At 55.9% G+C, this 17,971-nt stretch carries 19 protein-coding genes; 6 read left to right on the top strand and 13 right to left on the bottom strand.

Annotated features, from left to right (window positions below):
* Nucleotide 1: 1 nt before the first annotated feature.
* Nucleotides 2–1,450 (bottom strand): tRNA uracil 4-sulfurtransferase ThiI, encoded by a 1,449-nt coding sequence (thiI, locus tag AC0TNG_RS12400; RefSeq protein ID WP_407859507.1) that lies wholly within the window; start codon nucleotides 1,448–1,450, stop codon nucleotides 2–4.
* 191 nt (nucleotides 1,451–1,641) lie between these two features.
* On the opposite strand from thiI, the gene xseB reads away from it, so the two are divergent.
* The 4 genes from xseB to AC0TNG_RS12380 all read left to right on the top strand — a co-directional run bounded on the left by xseB (nucleotide 1,642) and on the right by AC0TNG_RS12380 (nucleotide 5,710).
* Complete coding sequence (gene xseB, locus AC0TNG_RS12395) at nucleotides 1,642–1,884, top strand: exodeoxyribonuclease VII small subunit (RefSeq protein ID WP_008503331.1); 243 nt, start codon at nucleotides 1,642–1,644, stop codon at nucleotides 1,882–1,884.
* A complete protein-coding gene (gene ispA / locus AC0TNG_RS12390) occupies nucleotides 1,885–2,784 on the top strand; it encodes a (2E,6E)-farnesyl diphosphate synthase (protein ID WP_008503332.1) in 900 nt (299 codons plus the stop codon).
* 24 nt (nucleotides 2,785–2,808) lie between these two features.
* On the top strand, nucleotides 2,809–4,671 hold the full coding sequence (gene dxs, locus AC0TNG_RS12385) for a 1-deoxy-D-xylulose-5-phosphate synthase (protein WP_290094524.1): 1,863 nt from the start codon (nucleotides 2,809–2,811) through the stop codon (nucleotides 4,669–4,671).
* A 64-nt stretch (nucleotides 4,672–4,735) separates the two neighbouring features.
* Nucleotides 4,736–5,710 carry an aldo/keto reductase gene (locus AC0TNG_RS12380; RefSeq protein ID WP_148769544.1) on the top strand — a complete coding sequence of 325 codons (975 nt, stop codon included), beginning with the start codon at nucleotides 4,736–4,738 and terminating at the stop codon, nucleotides 5,708–5,710.
* Nucleotides 5,711–5,764: 54 nt separating this feature from the next.
* Here the strand turns inward: AC0TNG_RS12380 and thiL are convergent, their stop codons facing one another.
* The 5 genes from thiL to nrdR all read right to left on the bottom strand — a co-directional run bounded on the left by thiL (nucleotide 5,765) and on the right by nrdR (nucleotide 9,370).
* A complete protein-coding gene (gene thiL / locus AC0TNG_RS12375) occupies nucleotides 5,765–6,736 on the bottom strand; it encodes a thiamine-phosphate kinase (RefSeq protein ID WP_473713235.1) in 972 nt (323 codons plus the stop codon).
* A 77-nt stretch (nucleotides 6,737–6,813) separates the two neighbouring features.
* The gene (gene nusB / locus AC0TNG_RS12370) at nucleotides 6,814–7,233 is read right to left on the bottom strand and encodes a transcription antitermination factor NusB (protein WP_024906809.1); all 420 of its coding nucleotides are present in this window, start codon (nucleotides 7,231–7,233) and stop codon (nucleotides 6,814–6,816) included.
* A 21-nt stretch (nucleotides 7,234–7,254) separates the two neighbouring features.
* Nucleotides 7,255–7,725, bottom strand: a complete 471-nt coding sequence (gene ribH, locus AC0TNG_RS12365) for a 6,7-dimethyl-8-ribityllumazine synthase (RefSeq protein WP_006176874.1) — start codon at nucleotides 7,723–7,725, stop codon at nucleotides 7,255–7,257.
* 87 nt (nucleotides 7,726–7,812) lie between these two features.
* Nucleotides 7,813–8,916, bottom strand: a complete 1,104-nt coding sequence (gene ribD, locus AC0TNG_RS12360; protein ID WP_267217148.1) for a bifunctional diaminohydroxyphosphoribosylaminopyrimidine deaminase/5-amino-6-(5-phosphoribosylamino)uracil reductase RibD — start codon at nucleotides 8,914–8,916, stop codon at nucleotides 7,813–7,815.
* A 4-nt stretch (nucleotides 8,917–8,920) separates the two neighbouring features.
* Nucleotides 8,921–9,370: a transcriptional regulator NrdR gene (gene nrdR, locus AC0TNG_RS12355; protein WP_008503337.1), complete on the bottom strand. Its 450-nt coding sequence runs from the start codon at nucleotides 9,368–9,370 to the stop codon at nucleotides 8,921–8,923.
* A gap of 152 nt (nucleotides 9,371–9,522) precedes the next feature.
* Between nrdR and AC0TNG_RS12350 the strand changes: the two genes are divergently transcribed.
* Complete coding sequence (locus AC0TNG_RS12350) at nucleotides 9,523–10,062, top strand: SadB/YajI family lipoprotein (protein WP_024906807.1); 540 nt, start codon at nucleotides 9,523–9,525, stop codon at nucleotides 10,060–10,062.
* A 267-nt stretch (nucleotides 10,063–10,329) separates the two neighbouring features.
* Nucleotides 10,330–11,193 carry a nucleoside-specific channel-forming protein Tsx gene (locus tag AC0TNG_RS12345; RefSeq protein ID WP_024906806.1) on the top strand — a complete coding sequence of 288 codons (864 nt, stop codon included), beginning with the start codon at nucleotides 10,330–10,332 and terminating at the stop codon, nucleotides 11,191–11,193.
* A gap of 88 nt (nucleotides 11,194–11,281) precedes the next feature.
* On the opposite strand, the gene AC0TNG_RS12340 is transcribed toward AC0TNG_RS12345, so the two are convergent.
* The 7 genes from AC0TNG_RS12340 to queA form a co-directional block, all read right to left on the bottom strand.
* On the bottom strand, nucleotides 11,282–11,962 hold the full coding sequence (locus tag AC0TNG_RS12340; protein ID WP_048992545.1) for a helix-turn-helix transcriptional regulator: 681 nt from the start codon (nucleotides 11,960–11,962) through the stop codon (nucleotides 11,282–11,284).
* 14 nt (nucleotides 11,963–11,976) lie between these two features.
* Entirely contained in the window at nucleotides 11,977–12,342 is a 366-nt protein-coding gene (locus AC0TNG_RS12335) for a VOC family protein (protein ID WP_024906804.1), read from the bottom strand.
* 142 nt (nucleotides 12,343–12,484) lie between these two features.
* The gene (secF, locus tag AC0TNG_RS12330; RefSeq protein WP_024906803.1) at nucleotides 12,485–13,456 is read right to left on the bottom strand and encodes a protein translocase subunit SecF; all 972 of its coding nucleotides are present in this window, start codon (nucleotides 13,454–13,456) and stop codon (nucleotides 12,485–12,487) included.
* Between the two features lie 10 nt (nucleotides 13,457–13,466).
* On the bottom strand, nucleotides 13,467–15,314 hold the full coding sequence (secD, locus tag AC0TNG_RS12325; RefSeq protein ID WP_071994447.1) for a protein translocase subunit SecD: 1,848 nt from the start codon (nucleotides 15,312–15,314) through the stop codon (nucleotides 13,467–13,469).
* 27 nt (nucleotides 15,315–15,341) lie between these two features.
* Complete coding sequence (gene yajC / locus AC0TNG_RS12320; protein ID WP_003859109.1) at nucleotides 15,342–15,674, bottom strand: preprotein translocase subunit YajC; 333 nt, start codon at nucleotides 15,672–15,674, stop codon at nucleotides 15,342–15,344.
* A gap of 22 nt (nucleotides 15,675–15,696) precedes the next feature.
* A complete protein-coding gene (gene tgt / locus AC0TNG_RS12315) occupies nucleotides 15,697–16,824 on the bottom strand; it encodes a tRNA guanosine(34) transglycosylase Tgt (protein ID WP_003859110.1) in 1,128 nt (375 codons plus the stop codon).
* Nucleotides 16,825–16,877: 53 nt separating this feature from the next.
* Nucleotides 16,878–17,948, bottom strand: a complete 1,071-nt coding sequence (gene queA, locus AC0TNG_RS12310) for a tRNA preQ1(34) S-adenosylmethionine ribosyltransferase-isomerase QueA (protein WP_024906801.1) — start codon at nucleotides 17,946–17,948, stop codon at nucleotides 16,878–16,880.
* Nucleotides 17,949–17,971 lie beyond the last annotated feature (23 nt).

Raw genomic sequence — 17,971 nt, 5'->3', positions numbered from 1 at the left:
ACTACGGGCGATACACCTTCACATTCGCAAAGCCCTGCTCGCGCAGATACAGCGCCTGCAGGCGGCTCATCACCCCGCGCTCACACCACAGCAGGTACGTTTTGCTCTGGTCGAGATCGCCAAACTTCGTGCTCAGCTTGTAGAACGGCAGAGAAACCACGTCGACGCCTTCAACCTTCAGCGGCTTGTCATCCTGCTCGTCAATAGAGCGGATATCCAGAATCGCATCGTTAGCACCGAAACCGCTCACGGTTTCCACTTCAACCACGTCCTGCTCGGTCTGCTGGGCAATCTCGCGGATATCAATGTTGGACGCTTCCGCCACCACTTTTTCCAGAATGCTGAAGTCGAAGTGCTCTTCTTCCGCTTCGATCTTCGCCTTCACCGCTTTCACCGTTGGGCTTTTTGAGATCACGCCGCAGTATTCCGGCATGGTGCGGGCAAAATCTTCGGTGCCGATTTCGCGCGCCAGATCGATGATGTGCTCTTTGTCGTGGGAGATCAGCGGACGCAGGATCAGCGTATCAGACACGTTGTCGATCAGACGCAGGTTGGTCAGCGTCTGGCTGGAAACCTGGCCCAGCGCTTCGCCGGTCACCAGCGCCTGCACGCCGTAGCGTTCAGCCACTTTGGACGCCGCGCGCACCATCATGCGCTTCAGGATGACGCCCATCTGGCCGTCGTCTACTTTTTCGAGGATTTCGCCAACCACAGGTTCGAAGTTAATTGCCACGAAACGCACGCGATGAGAGCTGCCGAAGCGGTTCCACAGGTAATGCGCCACCTGACGAACGCCGATCTCGTGCGCCGCGCCGCCCAGGTTGAAGAAGCAGTAGTGTACGCGGCATCCGCGGCGCATCAGCATATAGCTGGAGACGCCGGAGTCGAAGCCGCCGGAGATCAGGGACAGGACGTCTTCCTGGGTGCCGATCGGGAAGCCGCCGATGCCTTCATAGCGCCCTTTCACCAGCAGCAGGCGATCGTTTTCGATCTCCAGATTGACGGTCACATCCGGGTTGGTCAGGCGCACGCGCGCAGACTCGACGTGCTGGTTCAGACCGCCGCCGACGTAACGTTCCACTTCAATGGAGCTGAACTCGTGCTTGCCGCGACGCTTTACGCGCACGCAGAAGGTTTTGCCTTCGATCTGGTCGCGGTACTGGACCAGCGCTTTCTCGAAGATATCGTGCATATCGCTGAACGGGACATCTTCCACTTCCAGGATATGGTGGATACCCGGAATACGGGTCAGGGCGTCGCGAATATCCTGACGTTTGTTTTCGTCTTTGGCACGGACCTCAACGTGGTCCCAGTGGCGCACCACGGCGAGGGTTTCGTCGTAGTGCTTTAATACGTTTCGAATGTTCCCGGTGAGAATTTTAATAAAGCGCAAACGCACAGATTGGCTTTTGATGGTGATTTCAGGGAACAATTTAATGATAAACTTCATGGCGGCAATGTTTCTTAGGCAAGCGTATTAAGGCTTGTAATGGAAAAGAGTACAGCAGCCCACACCCGTGGCTGCATCCAGGCGCGCAAGTATACCACCATCGCGCCGCTCCTGTGCACATTGCGCGTTATTTGATAATTGCCCTGAGTCCGTTACCATGTCGGGGCTGAGAATATAAGAGTCAATTCACTATGCCGAAGAAGAACGACGCACCGGCCAGTTTCGAAACTGCGCTGAGTGAACTGGAGCAAATTGTTACCCGCCTTGAGAGCGGCGATCTCCCGCTGGAAGAGGCGCTCAACGAATTCGAGCGTGGCGTGCAGCTGGCGCGCCAGGGGCAGGTCAAGCTGCAGCAGGCCGAGCAGCGCGTGCAGATCCTGCTTTCCGACAGCGAAGACGCGAAAACCACGCCTTTCACACCGGACGCCGAGTAAATGGATTTTGCCAATGAGCTTCAGGCGCGTGTCGTACGCGCCAACGACGCCCTGCGCCGTTTTATCGCGCCACAGCCTTTTCAGAACACTCCACTGGTTGAAGCCATGCACTATGGCGCACTCTTGGGTGGAAAGCGCCTGCGCCCGTTCCTGGTATACGCCACAGGCAATATGTTTGGCATCAGCGATAACACGCTGGACGCCCCGGCAGCCGCCGTTGAGTGCATCCATGCCTACTCGCTGATCCACGACGATCTCCCGGCCATGGACGACGACGATTTACGTCGGGGTCAACCCACCTGCCATATCAAGTTTGGCGAGGCGAATGCTATTCTGGCGGGTGATGCCCTGCAAACGCTGGCGTTCTCGATTTTGAGCGACGCCCCGATGGCGGAAGTGGCTGACCGCGACCGCCTGGCGATGATCTCCGAGCTGGCAATGGCCAGCGGCGTAGCCGGCATGTGCGGCGGACAGGCGCTGGATCTTGAAGCGGAAGGACGTCAGGTTAATCTGGAACAGCTGGAGCGTATTCATCGCCATAAAACAGGGGCGTTGATCCGTTCCGCCGTTCGCCTGGGCGCGCTGAGCGCGGGTGAACAAGGGCGCAAAGCCCTGCCGATTCTGGACAGATACGCAGAAAGTATCGGTCTGGCATTCCAGGTTCAGGATGACATTCTGGATGTGGTGGGCGATACTGCAACATTGGGTAAACGTCAGGGTGCGGACCAGCAGCTTGGCAAAAGTACCTACCCCGCCCTACTGGGCCTTGAGCAAGCCCAACGTAAAGCCCGGGATCTGATTGACGATGCCCGCCAGTCGCTAAATGAACTGGCCGCGCAATCGCTGGATACCTCGGCACTGGAAGCGCTAGCGGACTATATAATCCAGCGTGATAAATAAACTATATATCTCGATGAGCCTTTGATGAGTTTTGATATTGCCAAATACCCGACACTGGCGTTAGTTGACTCCACCCAGGAGTTACGTCTGCTGCCGAAAGAGAGCCTGCCGAAGCTGTGCGACGAGCTGCGTCGCTACCTGCTCGACAGCGTTAGCCGCTCCAGCGGCCATTTCGCCTCCGGGCTTGGCACGGTAGAGCTGACCGTGGCGCTGCACTATGTCTATAACACGCCGTTCGATCAGCTCATCTGGGACGTGGGCCACCAGGCTTATCCGCACAAAATTCTGACCGGACGTCGCGATAAAATTGGCACCATTCGTCAGAAAGGCGGCCTGCACCCGTTCCCGTGGCGCGATGAGAGCGAGTACGACGTGCTGAGCGTCGGCCACTCCTCTACCTCCATTTCGGCGGGCATCGGGATTGCCGTTGCCGCCGAAAAAGAGAACAAGCAGCGCCGCACCGTCTGCGTGATTGGCGACGGTGCCATCACCGCAGGGATGGCCTTCGAAGCCATGAACCACGCGGGCGATATCAAGCCGGACATGCTGGTTATTCTTAACGATAACGAAATGTCGATCTCCGAGAACGTCGGCGCGCTGAACAACCATCTGGCGCAGCTGCTCTCCGGCAAGCTTTACTCTTCGCTGCGTGAAGGCGGCAAGAAAGTCTTCTCCGGCGTACCGCCGATCAAAGAGTTGCTCAAGCGTACCGAAGAACACATCAAAGGCATGGTCGTGCCGGGCACCCTGTTTGAAGAGCTGGGCTTTAACTATATCGGCCCGGTTGACGGCCATGACGTGCTCGGTCTGGTGACCACGCTCAAGAACATGCGCGACCTGAAAGGCCCGCAGTTCCTGCACATCATGACCAAAAAAGGGCGTGGCTACGAACCGGCGGAAAAAGATCCGATCACCTTCCACGCGGTACCGAAATTTGACCCGTCCAGCGGCTGTCTGCCAAAAAGCAGCGGCGGCATGCCGAGCTATTCAAAAATATTCGGCGACTGGCTGTGCGAAACCGCCGCGAAAGACAACAAGCTGATGGCGATCACCCCGGCCATGCGTGAAGGCTCCGGCATGGTGGAGTTCTCCAGAAAATACCCTGACCAGTATTTTGACGTTGCCATTGCCGAGCAGCATGCGGTGACGTTTGCGGCGGGCCTGGCCATTGGCGGCTACAAGCCGGTTGTCGCGATCTATTCCACCTTCCTGCAGCGCGCCTACGATCAGGTGATCCACGACGTGGCGATTCAGAAGCTGCCGGTGCTGTTTGCTATCGATCGTGCAGGCATCGTCGGTGCCGACGGCCAGACGCACCAGGGCGCGTTTGACCTGTCGTTCCTGCGCTGTATTCCGGACATGGTCGTCATGACGCCAAGCGACGAGAACGAATGTCGTCAGATGCTGTTTACCGGCTACCACTATCAGGATGGCCCAAGCGCCGTTCGCTACCCGCGCGGCAATGCGGTGGGCGTTGAGCTCCAGCCGCTGGAAAAACTGCCGATCGGTAAAGGTCTGGTGAAGCGTCGCGGTGAAAAAGTGGCGATCCTGAACTTCGGCACGCTGATGCCAGAGGCGGCGAAAGCGGCTGAAGCGCTGAATGCCACCCTGGTGGACATGCGCTTTGTGAAACCGCTCGACGAATCGCTGATCCTGAGTATGGCGGAGACGCATGACGTGCTGGTCACGCTGGAAGAAAACGCCATTATGGGCGGCGCGGGCAGCGGCGTGAACGAGGTGCTGATGGCAAATCGTAAAGCCGTGCCGGTGCTAAACCTCGGCCTGCCGGATCATTTCATTCCTCAGGGTACCCAGGATGAAGCCCGTGCGGCGATTGGCCTGGACGCTGCCGGTATCGAAGCTAAAATCCGCCGCTGGCTGGACTGACCCCTTCCCCCTTTTCCGCTCCTGCTATGCTTAAACCTGGTGTTTAAACAGCAGGAGCGGAACCGTGCAATACACTACGTTAGGAAAAACGGACCTTAAGGTTTCCCGACTTTGTCTGGGATGCATGACCTTTGGCGAGCCCGATCGGGGAAACCACGCCTGGACGCTGCCGGAAGAGAGCAGCCGTCCGATTATCAAACGCGCCATTGAGGGCGGCATTAACTTCTTTGACACCGCCAACAGCTACTCCGACGGCAGCAGCGAGGAGATTGTTGGCCGCGCCCTGCGCGATTTTGCCCGTCGTGATGACATCGTCGTCGCCACCAAGGTCTACTATCCGGTAGGCGACCTGGCTGAGGGCCTTTCTCGCGCACAGATCCTGCGATCCATTGATGACAGCCTTAGGCGCCTGAACATGGATTACGTCGACCTGCTGCAAATTCACCGCTGGGATTACAACACGCCAGTCGAGGAGACGCTTGAAGCGCTGAACGATGTGGTCAAAGCCGGTAAAGCACGCTACATCGGCGCGTCGTCTATGCACGCGTCGCAGTTTGCTCAGGCGCTGGATCTCCAGGCGCAGCACGGCTGGGCGCGCTTCGTCACCATGCAGGATCACTACAACTTGATCTATCGTGAAGAAGAGCGCGAAATGTTGCCGCTGTGCCATCAGGAGGGCGTGGCGGTGATCCCGTGGAGCCCGCTGGCGCGCGGTCGTCTGACCCGTCCGTGGGGAGAAACCACGGCCCGTCTGGTATCGGATGAAGTGGGAAAAAATCTGTATGGTGGTACAGAAGCCAGCGATGCGCTAATTGCCGAACGTTTAGCCGGGATCGCCGACGATACCGGTGCAACCCGCGCCCAGGTGGCGCTGGCCTGGCTGCTGGGTAAACGCGGCGTCGCGGCGCCGATTATCGGCACATCCCGGCAAGAGCAGCTTGACGAACTGCTGAATGCGGTGGATATCACGCTGACGCCGGAGCAGGTTGCCGAGCTTGAGACGCCGTATCAGCAGCATCCGGTGGTAGGATTTAAGTAAGCACGTAGGCCGGGTAAGGCGGAGCCGCCACCCGGCAATACAGAGCGCACAACATCACGCGAAGTGATCGTACCCTTTCCAGTCCAGCGTAACCGGCTCACCGTCTTTCACAAACTTCAGCCCTTCACTCTCCGGCATGATCTGACCGATGCAGGTAAATTTCGCGCCGAGATGCGCTAATGCCACGTCGAGCGTTCCGCGGTTCAGCTCCGGAACGGTAAAACACAGCTCATAATCTTCGCCACCGGACAGCGCCCAGAGCAGTGCCTGCTCAGGCTCTACATGGCGAAGCAGTTCCTCTGACAGCGGGAACAGATCCAGGTCAACGCGCGCGCCGACGCCGCTGGCCTTCAGAATATGGCCGAGGTCTGAGATCAGCCCGTCAGAGAGATCGATAGCCGAGCTCGCCCGCTCGCGCAGCGCCTGGCCGTGCAAGATACGCGGTGTTGGCCGCAGATGGCGTTTTACCAGATATGCCGCATCATCAGCATCTTCAACCGTTAAACGGTTCTGAAGGATCGCCAGCCCTGCCGCACTGTCGCCCGGCGTACCGGTCACGTAGATCCAGTCACCGGGTTTTGCGCCTGAGCGCTTAAGCGCACGGCCAAGCGGCACATAGCCGTGGATCGCCAGCGTCATCGACAGCGGACCGGCAGTGGTATCACCGCCAATCAGCTGCATATCATAGTAGCTAAGCTGCTCAAATAGCGCATCGCTAAAGGCTTCCAGCCAGGCTTCATCCACCTCTGGCAGGGTCAAAGCCAGCGTCAGCCACGCAGGATCGGCACCCATCGCCGCCAGATCGCTGACGTTCACCGCCAGCGCTTTATACGCCAGATCGGCAGGATCGATATCCGGTAAGAAATGACGGCCGCACACTAAGGTGTCGGTGCTGATTGCCAGCGTCTGTTTTTCGGGAATATTGAGAAGTGCACAGTCATCGCCAATGCCGGTTTCAACATCAAGACGAGAGGTTCTGACACGGTCGAAATAACGGGCAATCAGGGAGAATTCGCCGCATGCCATACGTTATGCCTCAGCAAATAAAAGAAAAAACCGGAGCCGCACTGCCCGTCAGGCAATGCAGGACTCCGGTTTGCGGATCACTTTTTGTGGGGACGGATCGCAGGTGCTGCTTTATCAAGTACGCCGTTTACAAACTTGTGGCTGTCTTCAGCGCCGAAGGTTTTCGCCAGTTCGATCGCTTCGTTGATGGCCACTTTATACGGCACATCATCACGTTTAGACAGCTCAAACAGCGCAATACGCAACACTGCTTTTTCTACCTGGCCCAGCTCTTCGAGCAGACGGGACAGGTAAGGCTTCATCAGACCATCGAGATACGCGCTATTAGTCGCCACTCCCGACAGCAGTTCACGGAAGTACAGAACGTCAACGTCTTTCACGTCCTGTTCTGACAGGAACTGGTATTCAACATCAGAGATGTCGTTCTGGGACAACTGCCAGGAGTAAAGTGCCTGGACGGCACATTCACGGGCGCGGCGACGAGCAGCAGGTTTCACGGAATTCCCCTTACAAAAAAATCAGGCCTTGATGGCTTTCAATACATTGATCATTTCAAGCGCGGTCAGTGCAGCTTCTGCACCTTTGTTACCGGCTTTGGTGCCAGCACGTTCGATGGCTTGTTCAATACTTTCGGTGGTCAGCACGCCGAACGCGACAGGAATTTCAGCATCCTGCGCAACGTGTGCCAGACCGTTGCTTGCACCGCCCGCAACGTATTCGAAGTGCGCAGTGCCGCCACGAATAACGGTACCCAGTGCAATCACCGCGTCATATTTACCGGTTTTCGCCAGCGCGCCCGCCGCCAGTGGCAGTTCGTAAGCGCCTGGAACCCAAACAACGGTAATATTGTCATCTTTAACCTGGCCGATACGTTTCAGGGCGTCAATAGCACCTTCCAGCAGGCTGTCGTTGATGAAGTTGTTGAAACGCGCAATGGTGATGGCGACGCGAGCGTCCGGGGTAGCTACAGCAGCTTCAATAATGTTCATACTCTTCCTTTACGGGTTCATTTGGCCCCGCAGGGGGGCGGATTTTATCATAATACTTTGCGCACTGCTTCCCTATTTCAGGAGCAATTACGCTGTCGTTAAGTGGAGGCAGACATCCGGACCTACCGGACGAATCTCGCTAAATTTGAGTTGCGGTGCGTCGGCCAGTTTTTCAAGGCCAGGCAGCACAAACAGGCCGCGCGCATCGTGACCTAACAGTTTAGGCGCAACGTAAACAATCAATTCATCCACCAGTCCGGCCTGTAAGAGCGCACCGGCGAGCATTGGCCCGGCTTCGACCCAGATGCTGTTCACCTGCTGCTTGCCGAGCAGCATCATCAGCACCACCAGATCCAGATGACCGTTATGCTCCGCCACCATAATGCTGCGCACGCCTTCCGGCCATTCGCGCGTATCTTCTTTAGTGCGGGCAATCCAGGTTTCACCCGGCTGCTGGACGATGCGGTGCTCCGGCGTCACCCGGTTCTGGCTATCAATGACAATACGCAGCGGCTGACGCAGGTTCTCCTGCGGGTAAAGCGCCTGAGTATCGGCATTCAGTTCGTCCCAGCGCACGGTCATAGCCGGATCGTCAGCCAGAACGGTTTCACTGCTGGTGAGAATAGCATGGCTTTGCGCGCGCAGACGTTGCACATCGCGCCTTGCCTGTGGCGACGTGATCCACTGGCTTTCGCCGTTTGCCATCGCCGTACGACCGTCCAGCGAGGCGCCCAGCTTGAGCTGAATATACGGGAACCCCGTGCGCATGCGCTTCAGAAAGCCTTTGTTGAGCGCTTCCGCGTCCTGCATCATCAGGCCATGGCTGACGTCAATGCCTTCCTGCTGCAGGCGATACAGACCGCGTCCGGCTACCTGCGGATTCGGATCCTGCATCGATGCGACCACGCGCGAAACACCTGCCGCGATAAGCGCTTCGCAGCACGGCGGCGTACGCCCGTGATGGCTGCAGGGCTCCAGTGTGACGTAGGCCGTAGCACCGCGCGCCTTCTCGCCGGCCATGCGCAGCGCATGAACCTCAGCATGCGGTTCGCCGGCACGATAGTGAAACCCCTCCCCCACGATCTCGCCATCTTTGACGATAACGCACCCGACGTTCGGGTTAGGATGGGTAGTAAAACGACCGCGCTGCGCCAGCTTCATGGCTCTCGCCATGTAAATCTCATCCTGCATGAGCTTAATCCTGTAAGCGGGCGATCTCTTCGCCAAACTCTTTGATATCTTCGAAACTGCGGTAGACCGAAGCGAAGCGGATATAGGCGACCTTATCGAGCTTTTTCAGCTGCTCCATCACCAGGTTGCCGATCATTTTGCTCGGCACTTCACGCTCACCCAAACCACGAAGGTAAGATTTTATGTGGTTTAACGCCATTTCAACGTCGTCCGCGCTGACGGGACGTTTTTCCAGGGCCTTCAGCATCCCGCTGCGCAGTTTCTCTTCGTTAAACGGCTCTCGCACGTCGTTGCTTTTTACCACGCGCGGCATTACCAGCTCAGCAACCTCAAAGGTCGTGAAACGCTCGTTGCACACCAGACATTGCCGACGACGGCGTACGGATGACCCTTCGCCCACAAGACGAGAGTCGATGACTTTGGTATCCACAGCGGAGCAGAATGGGCAATGCATACGGTATCCCTGTTATCCGGTTAACTAATTTTCATTTTACCCTGATCTGGCCTGACAACAAAGGAAGAGCTTTTTGAGACAAAGGATCTATGTCTGACACGATGATGCTGGCTACCATTAGGACGATCCGTTATTTCAAGGAAATAAACGCAATGACAAGACGTTACCTGAAAATTTTGCTGGTGGGGAGCCTCTTCACCCTTAGCGCCTGTGCACAGCAAACCGAAGTCCGTCAGATGAAACAGAGCGTAAATACGCTCAATACGGCGATGGACAAACTGAACAAAGAAACGGTGAAGATCACCCAGCAAAACGCGCTGAATGCTAAATCCAGCAGCGGGGTTTATCTGCTACCGGGGGCGAATACGCCCGCGCGGCTCAATAGTCAGATTGGCACGCTGAAAATGTCTCTGGTGAACGTGGCGGCAAATGCAAATGGTACTCGCGCAACATTACGCATCCAGGGAGAATCCAACGATCCGTTGCCAGCCTTCAGCGGCACCGTCGAATGGGGACAGATCCAGGGCACCACGGAGAGCTACCAGGAGGTGAATGTTAACCGTCAGCTGTTCACCGCACCGGCCAGCGTGCTGGCTCCGAGCGATGTTGACATTCCACTGCAGCTTAACGGACTGACTCCGGATCAGTTAGGTTTCATCCGCATTCACGATATCCAGCCCGCCGCTCAGTAACCCCACTTTTAGCGGAGTGAAATGTCACTCCGCTAACATTTACATTTCGTATGGATTGGCAACATAAATGATTGCCGCTACAATCCCGGCCGTTTAAAGTACGCAAACGTGAACGCAATCGATTACGCGTGTGAGAGATATGTGAAACAACACATATTTTTGTGAGCAGGGATTCCTATAATAGGCACCGCAGAAACACGAAATATTTAGAAACGCAATTCGCGCATTTTTCACTCCCGGAAGGGAATTTCAATCAGTGGCATGATTATGAAAAAAACATTACTCGCAGCTGGCGCCGTGCTGGCACTTTCTTCCTCTTTCACTGTTAACGCAGCGGAAAACGATAAACCACAATATCTCTCCGACTGGTGGCACCAGAGCGTTAACGTGGTCGGCAGCTACCACACGCGCTTTTCTCCGAAGCTGAACAACGACGTTTATCTGGAATACGAAGCGTTTGCTAAAAAAGACTGGTTTGATTTCTACGGCTATATCGATATTCCTAAGACCTTTGACTGGGGTAACGGTAACGACAAAGGTATCTGGTCCGACGGTTCCCCGCTGTTCATGGAAATCGAACCGCGTTTCTCTATTGATAAACTGACGGGTACCGACCTGAGCTTTGGTCCGTTCAAAGAATGGTATTTCGCCAACAACTATATCTACGATATGGGCGATAACAAAGGCAGCCGTCAGAGCACCTGGTACATGGGTCTGGGTACAGATATCGATACCGGTCTGCCAATGGGCCTGTCTCTGAACGTGTATGCTAAATACCAGTGGCAGAACTATGGCGCTTCAAACGAAAACGAGTGGGATGGCTACCGTTTCAAAGTAAAATACTTTGTGCCAATCACTCAGGTTTGGGGTGGCCAACTGACCTACATCGGCTTCACCAACTTCGACTGGGGCTCAGATCTGGGTGATGACAAGAACCGTACCAGTAACTCTATCGCGTCCAGCCACGTTCTGGCCCTGAACTACGATCACTGGCACTACTCTGTCGTCGCGCGTTATTTCCATAACGGCGGCCAGTGGAAAGGTGGGGATACCGTTAACTGGGGTGAGGGTGACTTCACGTCTAAATCAACCGGTTGGGGTGGCTACCTGGTTGTAGGTTACAACTTCTAATCAGTGTGGGTTTCGCCCGGTGGTGCTACGCTTACCGGGCCAACGATCCGAATGCAGGCCGGGTAAGGCGTAGCCGCCACCCGGCTTTTTACTGCTTAACCTTCCGCAAAAAATCTGCCAGAGACCTGTCCGCACTCTCGCTAAACCGCCTTTCCGTAGTCACAATATTGAGGCATCTGTCGAGCCGGAAACAGCGATAGTCATCGCGCCGTTCACACCACGCCGCCAGCAGCCAGCGCTCTCCCCAGAAGAACAGCCCCAGCGGCTGAACCTCACGATTAGACAGCTGTCCTGCTTCATCACGGTAATGCAGCGCCAGCACCTGTTGGGCGGAAATCGCCTGATGAATCCTGTCAAAATCGCTGCGGGAGTGGCTTTGCATGCAAAAATCCGGGGCGTAGATCCGCGTCTGCTCCGCCTTTCGACGACTCTCCTCGGGCAGAATCGCCAGCACCTTTTCCTGAGCCGACTCCAGCTCGCGCGACAGCGATTCGCCTCCCCAGGTTTTGAGCAGGCGAATCGCGACGATCAGCGCCTCAGATTCCTTATTTGTCAGCATCAGTGGCGGCAGGTCAAAACCCGACATCAGCCGATATCCGCTCCCTGCTTCACCTTCCACCGGCACACCGGAAAGCGACAGGTCGCGGATATCGCGGTAGACCGTGCGCTCGGACACGCCAAGCCGGTCCGCCAGATGCGCTGCCGTTGTCAGACGCCTGCCCCGCAGGATCTGCACAATCTGAAACAAACGGTCAGCGCGTCGGGTCATATATTATTCCGCTCTCAGGCAGGTTGATGGAGGCCGACGCGGTTGCCCTCGCTGTCGGTAAACAATGCGATAGTGCCAATGCCATGCGGCAGTTCCAGCGGGCCAAACACGCACTCGCCGCCCGCAGAGGCGATGCGATCGAGCGTGGCCGCCAGATTGTCAGTATGCAGGTAAATAATAGCGCCCTGCAAAGACGGTGTAACGCCGTCAAATTTTGCCAGTGCGCCTCCGGTGGCGGGATCCTCATGCGGGAAAACCGCCAGCTCCGCGCAGTCCATTTTCTCGCGACGCAGCGCGAGCTGCATCACCGGCTCATAAAATTTGATGGCGCGCTCCATATCCGAGACCGGAATTTCAAACCAGTTAATGACGCTTTTCATACATCCTCCTGCCTGTTGTTTGGGTTCAGAAGGAGTCTACGACAGGGCTCCTGACAGCATACTGTCAGGAGTGTTTGTCAGAAGGAGATAAAAAAAATCCCGGTCAACCGACCGGGATTTCGATAACGCGCTAAACGTCGCCTTACGGCAGAATGGACGGCTGATCCGCCCCTTCTTTCTCGACTTTCTGCTGGAGCAGGTGCTCGCGCTTCATGCCGAGTTTCAATGCCAGTGCGGACGCGACGTAGATAGACGACGCTGTACCGATGGTAACACCAATCAACATGGTCAGCGAGAAGCCTTCCAGCACCGGACCACCGAAGAGGAACAGCATCAGGATCACCATCAGGGTAGTACCGGAGGTGATCAAGGTACGGTGCAGCGTCTGGGTCAACGACACGTTAAAGATTTCGTACGGCGTACCGCGACGGATCTTACGGAAGTTTTCACGAATACGGTCAGATACCACGATACTGTCGTTCAGTGAGTAACCGATAACGGACATCAGGGATGCCACAATCGTCAGGTCAATCTCAATGTGGAACAGCGACAGTATGCCCATGGTGATCACCACGTCGTGCGCCAGGGCGATAACCACACCGGCCGCCAGTCGCCACTCAAAGCGGAAACCGACGTACACCAGGATGGAGATCAGCGCCACCAGCAGCGCCATCGCACCGGTCTGGGCCAGGTCAGCACCCACGCTTGGGCCGACGAACTCAATACGCTTAACCGCCGCGTTCTGGCTGGTTGTTTCGTTAATCACGCTAACAACCTTACTGCCCAGCTCCTGGCTGCCGTTAGCATCGTGCACCGGCGGCATACGCACCATGATGTCGCGGCTGCTGCCGAAGTTCTGCAGCAGCGGCTCTTCAAAGCCCGCTTTCTGCAGAGACAGGCGCATCTGGTCCATATCGACCGGTTTTTCCAGGGAGATCTCGATAACCGTACCACCGGTGAAATCGAGACCCCAGTTAAAGCCTTTCACGCCCATAATGACGATGGACAGAATCAGCAGGAAACCTGAAATGCCGAAGGCCCAGTAGTCCCAGCGCATAAAGTCCCAGACTTTACGGCCGTGGTTCAATTGTTCAACAGTATATTCCTGTGCCACAACGCACTCCTCAGATAGACAGCTTTTTGACGCGCTTGCCGCCGTACAGCAGGTTCACGATGGCACGGGTGCCGACAATAGCGGTAAACATTGACGTTGCGACACCGATACCGGTTGTAATCGCAAAGCCTTTGATCGCGCCAGTACCCACTGCATACAGGATAAGAACCTTAATCAGTGTTGTTACGTTCGCATCGAAGATGGAGCTAAACGCGCCTTTATAACCTTCATCAATCGCCTGCTGAACAGAGCGACCGTTGCTCAACTCTTCTTTGATACGTTCGTTAATCAGTACGTTGGCGTCGACCGCCACCGCAAGGGTCAGAACGATACCCGCAATACCCGGCATGGTCAGCGTGGCCCCCGGCAGCAGGGACATAATGCCGATGATCAGCACCAGGTTCGCGATCAGCGCGGAGGTGGCAATCAGACCAAACTTCTTATAGAAGAAGATCATGAAGAGGATAGACACCACCAGACCGGCCAGACACGCTTCCAGGCCCTGCTGGATGTTTTGCATCCCCAGCGTTGGACCAATGGTACGTTCTTCAACAATCTGAATTGGCGCAATCAGCGCACCGGCACGCAGCAGCAGAGAGAGCTGACGCGCTTCGTTCGGGTTGCTAATACCGGTAATGCGGAAGCTGTTACCCAGACGAGACTGGATGTTGGCGATGTTAATCACCTCTTCCTCTTTCACCAACACCGCACGACCGTTTGCATCTTTCTTACCGCTGTCTTTGTACTCCACGAACAGGGTTGCCATCGGCTTGCCGATGTTGTCCTTGGTGAAGTTAGACATGATGTTACCACCCGCGCTATCAAGCGAGATGTTAACCTGCGGCTGGTTGTATTCGTCCTGGCTCGACGTGGAGTCGGTGATATGGTCACCGGTAAGAATCACGCGTTTGTACAGCACAACAGGCTGACCTTCGCGAGTCTGTTTCACTTCGGAATCACCCGGAATACGCCCTGCGGCTGCAGCGGACTGATCGACGTTGGAGTTCACCAGACGGAATTCCAGGGTTGCGGTCGCACCCAGAATCTCTTTCGCACGCGCAGTGTCCTGGATACCCGGCAGTTCAACCACGATACGGTCAGCACCCTGACGCTGTACCAGCGGCTCAGCCACGCCCAGTTGGTTTACACGGTTACGCAGAATGTTGATGTTCTGCTGAACGGCATATTCACGCGCTTCTTTCAGACGCGCATCGGTCATCACCGCGCGCAGCTGGTTGCTGCCCTGAGAGGTGATGACCAGGTCACGGTGACGTTGGGTCAGGTAATCTACAGCCTGATCGCGCGCCGCACTGTCGCGGAACGTGATGCTCATGCCGTAATTATCTTCTTTACGCACGGTGGTGTAAGCGATGCCTTTATCACGCAGATCGCTGCGCAGGCTGTCGATATTCTGTTCCTGCAGCTTGCCAAGCGCGGTATCCATATCCACTTCCATCAGGAAGTGAACGCCGCCACGCAGGTCAAGACCGAGTTTCATTGGCTCTGCTTTCATCGCAGCCAGCCAACGCGGGGTTGCAGGGGCAAGGTTAAGCGCCACGACGTATTTGTCACCCAGCACGCCCATCAGCGCTTCGCGAGCGCGGAGCTGCGTGTCGGTGGTGTCGAAGCGAGCAAGAATTGCCCCCTCTTCCAGAGCCACAGACTTAGCGGTAATTTTTTCTTCTTGTAACGTTTTCTGGACCTGGATCAGCGTTTGCTCACTGGCGGCGACACCGCGCGCGCCAGTGATTTGAACAGCCGGATCCTCACCATACAGGTTGGGAAGCGCGTACAGCAGGCCGACGAGAATCACGACGACCAGCATGATGTACTTCCACAAAGGATAACGGTTTAACACGGCAGTTCCCTTTGGGAAAAGTTGGGATTACAGCGCCTTCATGGTGCCTTTCGGCAGAACGGCAGCTACGAAGTCACGTTTGATGACCACTTCAGTGGTGTCGTTCAGGGCGATAGCAATGTAGCCGTTTTCAGCCACTTTGGTTACGCGACCGACCAGACCACCGTTAGTCAGTACTTCATCGCCTTTCGCAATGGAGTTCATCAGGTTTTTGTGCTCTTTGGTGCGCTTCTGCTGGGGACGCAGGATCATGAAGTAGAAGATCAGACCGAACACAACCAGCATCAGAATCAGAGACATCGGGCTGCCCTGCGCTGGAGCACCTGTTGCCGCTACCGCATCAGAAATAAAAAAGCTCATTCAAATTCCCTCATTATTAAAATTAATCAACGTTCAACGGTGGAACATCCCGCCCCTGACGTTGGTAGAAATCGGTCACGAAGCTCTCTAATTTACCCTCTTCGATAGCCTTACGTAAACCAGCCATTAAGCGCTGATAATAACGAAGATTATGAATGGTATTGAGACGCGCGCCCAAAATCTCGTTACAACGATCGAGATGATGCAGATACGCGCGAGAATAATTGCGACAGGTATAGCAATCGCACTCGGAATCGAGCGGGCTGGTGTCACTCTTATGCTTCGCGTTACGGATTTTCACCACGCCATCGGTAACGAACAAGTGGCCGTTACGCGCGTTGCGGGTTGGCATGACGCAGTCAAACATATCAATGCCGCGGCGTACGCCTTCAACCAGATCTTCTGGTTTACCCACGCCCATCAGGTATCGTGGTTTATCCGCCGGGATTTGCGGGCAGACATGTTCCAGAATACGGTGCATGTCTTCCTTCGGCTCACCCACAGCCAAACCGCCGACAGCGTAGCCATCAAAACCTATCTCTACCAGACCTTTAACAGAGATATCGCGTAAATCTTCGTAAACGCTGCCCTGGATAATGCCGAACAGCGCATTTTTGTTCTGCAGAGAGTCAAAACGGTCACGGCTACGCTTCGCCCAGCGCAGGGACATCTCCATGGAGCGTTTTGCGTAGTCCCAGTCCGCCGGGTACGGCGTACATTCGTCGAAGATCATCACAATGTCAGAGCCGAGATCGTACTGAATCTCCATCGACTTTTCGGGATCGAGGAAAATCGGATCGCCGTTGATCGGGTTACGGAAGTGTACGCCCTGCTCGGTGATCTTGCGGATATCGCCCAGACTGAAGACCTGGAAGCCACCGGAATCGGTCAGGATGGGGCCTTTCCACTGCATGAAATCGTGCAGATCGCCGTGGAGCTTCATGATCTCCTGACCCGGACGCAGCCACAGGTGGAAGGTGTTGCCGAGGATAATCTGTGCGCCAGTGGCTTCTACTTCTTCCGGCGTCATCCCTTTTACGGTGCCGTACGTGCCCACAGGCATAAACGCGGGGGTTTCCACCACGCCGCGATCAAACACCAGGCGACCGCGACGCGCGCGACCGTCGGTGGTATCGAGTTCAAATTTCATTTTTTCTCCGACGTCAGAAAAACAGTCCAACGTTGTAAAACGGTGCCGCGGACTTATTCCCCGACACGCTCATTCAAAGCCAGCGGATTGTACGTGATAAACATCGCGTCCCCGTAGCTAAAAAAGCGATATTTTTGTTCTACCGCAGACTTGTAGGCATTCATCGTATGCTGATAGCCCGCGAACGCGGAAACCAGCATAATCAGCGTCGATTCAGGCAGATGGAAGTTGGTCACCAGCGCGTCAATCACTTTGTACTGGTAGCCCGGGTAGATAAAGATCTGCGTATCGCCAAAGAACGGCTCGATAAGATCGTTTTTCGCCGCCTGCGCGGCGCTCTCCAGCGAGCGCACAGACGTCGTCCCGACCGCCACGACGCGGCTACCGCGCGCTTTCGCCGCCAGCACCGCGTCCACCACATCCTGAGGCACTTCAGCATACTCAGAGTGCATGATGTGGTCTTCAATGCTGTCCACGCGCACCGGCTGGAAGGTCCCCGCGCCGACGTGCAGCGTCACGAACGCCATCTCCACGCCCTTCGCACGCAGTTTTTCCAGCAGCGGCTCATCAAAATGCAGGCCCGCGGTCGGCGCAGCGACGGCACCCGGTTTCTGGCTGTAGACGGTCTGGTACAGCTCGCGGTCGGCCTCTTCGTCCGGACGCTCAATATATGGCGGCAGCGGCATGTGACCGATGGCGTTCAGGATATCGAGCACCGTGCGCTCGTCGTCAAACGCCACCTCGAACAGCGCGTCGTGGCGCGCGGTCATGGTCGCCTTGATGCTCTCATCATCGCCCAGCAGCAGCTCCGCGCCCGGCTTCGGCGCCTTAGAAGCGCGAATATGTGCCAGAATACGTTTATCATCGAGCATACGTTCGACCAGCACTTCAATCTTACCGCCGCTGGTTTTACGGCCAAACAGGCGCGCCGGGATCACGCGGGTATTGTTAAAAACCAGCAGATCGCCAGGGTTGAGCTTGTCGAGCAAATCGGTGAAAGTACCGTGCGTCAGCTCGCCCGTTGGCCCATCCAGTGACAGTAAGCGACAGCTGCTGCGCTCAGGCATGGGATAGTGAGCAATCAGGGATTCAGGTAGTTCAAAGGAGAAATCGGCGACGCGCATGACGTATACTCGTGACTTAAAAA

Source organism: Enterobacter sp. PL_is514, assembly GCF_055816715.1.
This window is presented reverse-complemented; position numbering and strand designations above follow the sequence as displayed.